The organism is Aquisphaera insulae (assembly GCF_011064615.1).
Taxonomy (GTDB): domain Bacteria; phylum Planctomycetota; class Planctomycetia; order Isosphaerales; family Isosphaeraceae; genus Aquisphaera; species Aquisphaera insulae.
This window is the reverse complement of the sequence record NZ_JAALJH010000026.1, coordinates 93,113-99,593: the sequence shown is the minus strand read 5'-3', so window position 1 is coordinate 99,593 and position 6,481 is coordinate 93,113. Positions and strand designations below refer to the sequence as shown.

The 6,481-nt window shown below is 67.8% G+C and carries 6 protein-coding genes; 3 read left to right on the top strand and 3 right to left on the bottom strand.

Translation table 11 applies throughout. From position 1 onward, the window contains the following. Positions 1–399: 399 nt before the first annotated feature. A complete protein-coding gene (locus G6O54_RS16030) occupies positions 400–678 on the bottom strand; it encodes a hypothetical protein (RefSeq protein WP_165226597.1) in 279 nt (92 codons plus the stop codon). 430 nt (positions 679–1,108) lie between these two features. Here G6O54_RS16030 and G6O54_RS16025 point away from each other — a divergent pair, with 430 nt between their 5' ends. Then, complete coding sequence (locus G6O54_RS16025) at positions 1,109–2,470, top strand: DUF1254 domain-containing protein (protein ID WP_205678839.1); 1,362 nt, start codon at positions 1,109–1,111, stop codon at positions 2,468–2,470. Between the two features lie 117 nt (positions 2,471–2,587). Beyond that, a complete protein-coding gene (locus tag G6O54_RS16020; RefSeq protein WP_165226655.1) occupies positions 2,588–3,076 on the top strand; it encodes a TspO/MBR family protein in 489 nt (162 codons plus the stop codon). Between the two features lie 408 nt (positions 3,077–3,484). Here the strand turns inward: G6O54_RS16020 and G6O54_RS16015 are convergent, their stop codons facing one another. Further along, positions 3,485–4,108, bottom strand: a complete 624-nt coding sequence (locus G6O54_RS16015; protein ID WP_165226654.1) for a histidine phosphatase family protein — start codon at positions 4,106–4,108, stop codon at positions 3,485–3,487. Between the two features lie 67 nt (positions 4,109–4,175). After that, positions 4,176–4,799: an isochorismate family cysteine hydrolase YcaC gene (gene ycaC / locus G6O54_RS16010; RefSeq protein WP_165226653.1), complete on the bottom strand. Its 624-nt coding sequence runs from the start codon at positions 4,797–4,799 to the stop codon at positions 4,176–4,178. A 199-nt stretch (positions 4,800–4,998) separates the two neighbouring features. On the opposite strand from ycaC, the gene G6O54_RS16005 reads away from it, so the two are divergent. After that, the gene (locus G6O54_RS16005; protein ID WP_165226652.1) at positions 4,999–6,477 is read left to right on the top strand and encodes a serine hydrolase domain-containing protein; all 1,479 of its coding nucleotides are present in this window, start codon (positions 4,999–5,001) and stop codon (positions 6,475–6,477) included. Positions 6,478–6,481 lie beyond the last annotated feature (4 nt).

Genomic DNA, 6,481 nt, shown 5'->3' with positions numbered 1-6,481 from the left:
CACGAAAGCCGTCAAGTCATGGCGAGGGTTCGCAGGCAAACAGCGAAGGCGGATAGAGCCATCAAGGATTGGCAAGGATTGGCAAGGATTGGTGGCCAGGCACCCAGGAGGGGGAAGTCAGAGGGGTTTGGGAGGAGATTGGTGGCCACGCACCCCGAGGGAGGAGATTGGTGGCCACGCACCCCGAGGGTGAATCCGGAAGCGTCGATCCGTTCAGGCGGTGCGTCCTTTCTGGTTCCCTGGCTTCTCGATCCTGGCTGTGTGCCCAATGATGGACCCCGATGCCCCTGCCTGCCGAGCTCGGGAGGGAGCTCCCGGTCAGCCAGCCGCCGGCGAAGTGCCTGGGGTGCGGGGGCGGGAAGTGGTGCGGGCGGAGGGCGGAGTGAGCCTCGATCAGGCCTAAGCGAGGTCATCGTACATGGCAGGATCGGCCATTGGTTTTTCCGGATACCTCGGGGTCGGGATGCTCGGCGATCCGAGTGAAACCGATTGAGGTTGGAGGAAAACGACGATGATGAAGGTGGCTGCCGGGCCGAGCAGGAGCGAGATGAGCCACCAGGCCATGCCGCTGTGGCCCTTGGATTGCGCCAGTCCGGCATTGATCAGCGACAGGGTGCCCCAACCGATGAAGTATGGCGGTAGTCCCGGATGGTCAGTGGCGGCAAATAGCGGGAGCATCGTAGCCTCCGTTCCTCCGATCACCTCAACGGTGTGTGCTTCGGCGGACATCCGAGAATATTGAGCCCGAGGCATCCACGCCGAGGGCTCTGGCGGCGTGAAGGGATGGGCGGCCAGGCCGCGACGGACGCATCGAGTCGTTCGGGCGGTGCCTTTCCCCGCCCCCGGGCTTCTCAATCCTGGGAGCGTGGCTCCACGCGGGGCCGGCCGGCCAGGGGGCTTCGTCATCCGGGCATTTGCCCGCGGACGGTTCGACCTCATCTCGTCGCGAACACCCGTCCCGCCATCTATCGGTGAGACCACCCGACGAGTAGAATCCCCGCAATGCCGTGGACGACGTCGCCTGCGATCCGCCCTGCGTCTCACCGGGACACCTCTGATGTCGAAGTCGACGACAAGCTGGCTCCTCTCACTCGGGATCGTCGGAACCATGACCGTTCCGAGCCTTGCCCGACCGGACGCCCCCGGTGGCGAGGTCCAGGCCATCGCCGAGGAGGCGTTCATCTACGGCTTCCCGATGGTGATGAACTACGGGACGATGTACGAATACGCGATCGACATCTCCTCGTCGCAGTACAAGGCCCCGTTCAATCGGGTCTACAACACGGCCAGGGTCTTCACGCCCCGGGATACGGCGATCGTCACCCCCAACAGCGACACGCCCTACTCGTTCCTCTGGATGGACCTCCGGGCCGAGCCCGTCGTCCTCACCGTCCCGAAGATCGAGAAGGGGCGGTACTTCTCCGTCCAGCTCATCGATTTGTACACCCACAATTACGGCTACCTCGGCACCCGCATCACGGGCAACGAGGGCGGCCGATACCTGGTCGCCGGCCCTTCGTGGCACGGCGAGACACCGAAGGGCATCGACGGTCTGATCCGGTGCGAGACCGAGTTCTCGCTGGCGGGCTACCGCACCCAGTTGTTCGGGCCGGGCGACCTGGACAACGTGAAGGCGATCCAGGCCGGGTACAGGGCACAGACGCTCTCGGGGTTCCTCGGGACTCCCGCTCCCGCGGCCCCGCCCGGGATCGAATGGCCGAAGATCGACAAGGGCCTGGCCGCGACCGATCCGTTCCGGTATCTGAATCTCGTGCTCTCGTTCTGTCCCACGGTGGGCACGGCGGAGGTCGAGAGGCCGCTGCGGCAGCGGCTCGCCCGGATCGGGATCGAGCCCGGCAAGCCGTTCACGACGGACCACCTGACCCCCGACCAGAAGGCCGGACTGGTAGCCGGGATGAAGAGCGGCCTGGAGAAGATCAAGGCCCGACTCGCCGGCTTCGGCACGGAGGTGAACGGCTGGCGGATCGGGAGTGCCTTCGGGGACCGCGACTTCTACAAGGGCGACTGGGCGCTCCGCGCGGCGGCGGCGATGGGCGGCATCTACGGCAACAACGCCACCGAGGCCGTCTACCCGATCCTCGCCGCCGACAGCGAGGGCCACAAGCCCGATTGCAGCAAGGCCCGCTACGCACTCACGTTCCCGAAGGACCAGTTCCCGCCCGCCAACGCCTTCTGGTCGGTGACGATGTACGACGCCCGGACGCAACTGCTGGTCGAGAACCCGATCGGCCGCTTCCTGATCAACTCGCCCATGCTCGCCCGGATGAAGACCAACGAGGACGGCTCGCTGACGATCTCGATCCAGAGAGATTCTCCCGGCAAGGACGGGGAGTCGAACTGGCTCCCGGCCCCCGATGGGCCGATCTACGTGGTGATGAGGGTGTACTGGCCCAGGCGGGAGGCCCTCGACGGCACGTGGAAACCGCCGGCGGTCGTGCCCGTGAAGTGATCCTCGGCGGCGAATGGCGGCGTGCCACCGAAGATTCGGCCGGCTCGGGGTCGCCTCGTGTCCCGAACGTTCGGCCCCGGATCGATTCCTTTCCACGACCTCTCGAGAAGGCGGCCGATGGGACCGACACCTCCGAAGCATCCGGGTCTCGGGCTGATCGCATTCGTGGCGGCCTGCTTCGTCGCGGCCAGTGTCGGTGGGATGGTGACCGCTCCCAACATTCCCGGCTGGTACGCCGGGCTGGCCAAGCCGAGCTGGAACCCGCCGGCCTGGGTCTTCGGCCCGGTCTGGACGGCGTTGTATCTGGGCATGGCCGTGGCCGCCTGGCTGGTCTGGCGGCAGGGCGGATGGGCCGGGGCGGCACGACCCCTCTCCGCCTTCGGGGTCCAGCTCGTCCTGAACGTCCTGTGGTCGTTCGTCTTCTTCGGGCTGCGCCGGCCCGGCCTCGCCTTCGGTGAGGTCTTGCTGCTCTGGGCGGCCATCGCGGCCACGATGGTCCTGTTCTGGCGGCGGTCGGTCGCGGCCGGGGCGCTCTTCGTCCCGTACCTGGCGTGGGTCACGTTCGCCAGCGTCCTGAACTTCGCCGTCTGGCGGCTCAACGCGTAGCGATCTGATCTCGGCCGGCGCTCTGGCGGGGTGTGGGCGATCTCGCCGCTGTATCGGGAAGTAAATTCCCAGATCCTATGATGAAAATTCGATGGATCGTGGCCGCGCCGGCCCTCGCGGCGAAGGGGGGAGGGCCACGGACGGGCTGTTACGCCGGGACCGCGGGGAGATTCGGGCCAGCGACGGGGACGGAAGACGAATTGAGCCACAGATGGACACGGATGAACGCAGATGAGGAGTGGCAACGGAAGGAGGAGAGGGGATCGGGATGGGGATGAGTTGGGGGGGAAGGTCAGGGCCGGTGGATGCATGAGGCCGGCCGGGATCGGGGGTCGGGACGAACGAGTCTCGGGCCCGCCGACCCATAGTGGTTCATCGGATCATATCTAATTCATCTTTGTGCGTGGATTAGTTGATTCGGCTCTCATTCGTGCCGGGCTGACCATCCCGGAGCGACGTGTCGTTCCAGAGGAGGATGGCGGGCTCGTCGGGGCCGTGGTCGTGGCCGAGGATGCTGACGGACGCGGTGGACAGCACGAGCTGGGCCGCGACGGCGAGGTCCAGGCCCAGCCAGCGGACGGCCAGGGCGCGGAGGAAGTGGGCGTGCGAGAAGACCAGGACGTCGCACGGGGCCTCTCGGAGCCGTGACACGACGCGGTCGGCCCGCGTGGTGACGTCGCGGACGGACTCGCCGCCGGGGCAGCCGTCGCGGAAGACGTTCCAGTTGGGGTGCTGCTCGCGGATCTCGGCGGTGGTCCGCCCCTCGTAGACGCCGTAGCGGAACTCGACGAGGTCCGGGACGACCTCGGCGGCCTCGCCGAAGCCGGCGAGCTCGCAGGTCCGGCGGGCTCGGAGCAGCGGGCTGGTCAGGACCGTGGCGCAACGCCAGGTCCGCGCCAAGGCCCCGAGGGCCCGGGCCTCGTCCTCGCCGCGGGGGGTCAGCGGGATGTCGGAGTCGCTCGTGTGGCGGCCGGAGGCCGACCACTGGGTCTCGCCGTGGCGCAACAGGTAGATACGGGGCATCGTCGACATGGAGATCCTCTGGACCTTCTCCCCTCTCGCCGCGGCCGGCCGCGGCAGGAGGTGCGGGGCGGGAGTCTTACCGTTTGGCGCCGTGGCTGTTCATGAGGTTGCGGTACGCGGGGATGTGGTTCGAAAAGAGCGCGGCGAGGCCGTCGATGTCGTTCCGCCAGTCGCGGTGGAGCTCGCAGGCCATGCCGAACCAGGTCATGAGGTGGACGCCGGCGGCCTGCATCCGGAGCCATGCCGCGTCGCGGGTGGTCTGGTTGAACGTGCCGGAGGCGTCGGTGACGACGAAGACCTCGTAGCCCTCCTCGCGGGCCGAGAGCGCGGGGAAGGCCACGCAGACCTCGGTGACCACGCCGGCGATGATGAGCTGCTTCTTGCCCGTGGCCTTCACGGCCTTGACGAAGTCCTCGTTGTCCCAGGCGTTGATATTCCCGGGCCGGGCGATGTAGGGCGCATCCGGGAACAGTTCCTTGAGCTCCGGCACGAGCGGGCCGTTGGGGCCGTTCTCGAAGCTGGTGGTCAGGATCGTGGGGAGCTTGAAGTACTTCGCGGAGTCCGCCAGCGCCAGGACGATGTTCTTGAACTCGTCCGGCGAGAAATCCCGGACCAGGTTGCAGAGCCCGGTTTGGTGATCCACCAGCAGGACGGCGGCGTCGTTCTTGTCGAGGCGGCGATAGGGCACGGAATGGCTCACGGCGGATACTCCGTTGTGGACGCTTTGGCACGGATGACGTCGAGGAGAGGACGTTGTGGGCTGCGAACGGCGTGCCGCCGCGAGAGTGGCTCGACGTTACGAAGACGCGGGCGGAAACACAACCCTTGCGTCGGCGCCCGGCGAGGCGCGAAGATGTGGCCCTCGAGTCGATCGACCGACCACTCGCACGGAGCCAGTCATGAGAGCGGCCTTCCCCCTCGCCCTCGTCGCCCTGCTTTCTCCGCTCGCCGCGGCCTCGGACCTGCCCCGGAGCCGGCCGGAGCCGCAGGGCGTCTCCCCCGCGGCGGTGGTCGCGTTCGTGGAGGCGGCGGACCGCATCGAGACGATGAACAGCTTCATGCTCGTGCGCCACGGCCAGGTCGTCGCGGAGGGATGGTGGGCCCCCTACGCGGCCGGGACGCCCCATTCGCTCTACTCGCTGAGCAAGAGCTTCACCTCCACGGCCGTCGGGCTGGCGATCGCCGAAGGGAAGCTCCGGCTCGATGACCCGATCCTCAAGTTCTTCCCCGAGGACGCGCCCGCCGAGCCGAGCGCCAACCTCAAGGCGATGCGGGTCAGCGACCTGCTGCGGATGTCCACCGGGCATCAGACCGAGCCCGAGCGGAAGAAGGACGGGGTCTGGACGAAGGACTTCCTCGCCCACCCGGTCCCGTTCAAGCCGGGGACGCACTTCCTCTACAACACGTCGGCCACCTACATGCTCTCGGCGATCGTCCAGAAGGTGACCGGCCAGAGGCTCCTCGATTACCTCACCCCGCGGCTCTTCGAGCCGCTCGGGATCGAGCGCCCGACGTGGGAGCAGAGCCCGCAGGGGATCGACACCGGCGGCTACGGCCTGAGCGTCCGCACCGAGGACATCGCCAAGTTCGGCCAGCTCTACCTCCAGAAGGGGAAGTGGCAGGGCAAGCAAGTTGTCCCCGCGGAGTGGATCGAGGCGGCGACGGCCCGGCAGACCTCCAACGGCAGCAATCCGGCCAGCGACTGGGACCAGGGCTACGGCTACCAGTTCTGGCGGTGCCGGAACGGGGCGTTCCGGGGCGACGGCGCCTTCGGCCAGTACTGCATCGTCCTGCCGGAACAGGACGCCGTGATCGCGATCACGAGCGGGGTGAAGGACATGCAGGCCGTGCTCAACGTCGTCTGGGACAAGCTCCTCCCGGCCTTCCATTCTTCCCCCCTGCCCGCCGAGGACGGCGCGTGGGCCGGGCTCTCCGAGAGGCTGAAGGGGCTAGCCGTGGGCTACCCGCAGGGCGGCGGCAAGCCCGCGAACCCGGCCGGCAAGACGTACACATTCGGGACCAACCCGCTCAAGCTCGAATCGGTCGCCGTGGAGGCCGATGATCGGGGCGAGACCCTGGTCCTCAGGGGCGGCGGCAAGGAAGGGCGGATCCGGGCCGGGCATGGCGTCTGGGAGAAGGGGACCTCGACCATCGGGCCGCTGTCGGCCCTCTCCGGCGGGAAGTCCGAATGGCTGATCGGGGCGACCTCCGCGTGGACGGCCGACCAGACGCTCGCCGTCAAGGCCTGCTTCACGGAGACCCCCTTCATCGCCACATTCCGCTTCAAGTTCGACGGCGACGAGGTCCGCCTCGACGCCGAGAACAACGTCGGCTTCGGGTCGACGAAGACGTCGCCGCTCGTGGGGAAGGCCCGCTGATCGG

Coding starts and splice junctions, on each gene's coding strand:
- G6O54_RS16030 (WP_165226597.1), bottom strand. CDS start 678: ATGCTCCCGCTATTTGCCGCCACTGACCATCCGGGACTACCGCCATAC.
- G6O54_RS16025 (WP_205678839.1), top strand. CDS start 1,109: ATGACCGTTCCGAGCCTTGCCCGACCGGACGCCCCCGGTGGCGAGGTC.
- G6O54_RS16020 (WP_165226655.1), top strand. CDS start 2,588: ATGGGACCGACACCTCCGAAGCATCCGGGTCTCGGGCTGATCGCATTC.
- G6O54_RS16015 (WP_165226654.1), bottom strand. CDS start 4,108: ATGTCGACGATGCCCCGTATCTACCTGTTGCGCCACGGCGAGACCCAG.
- G6O54_RS16005 (WP_165226652.1), top strand. CDS start 4,999: ATGAGAGCGGCCTTCCCCCTCGCCCTCGTCGCCCTGCTTTCTCCGCTC.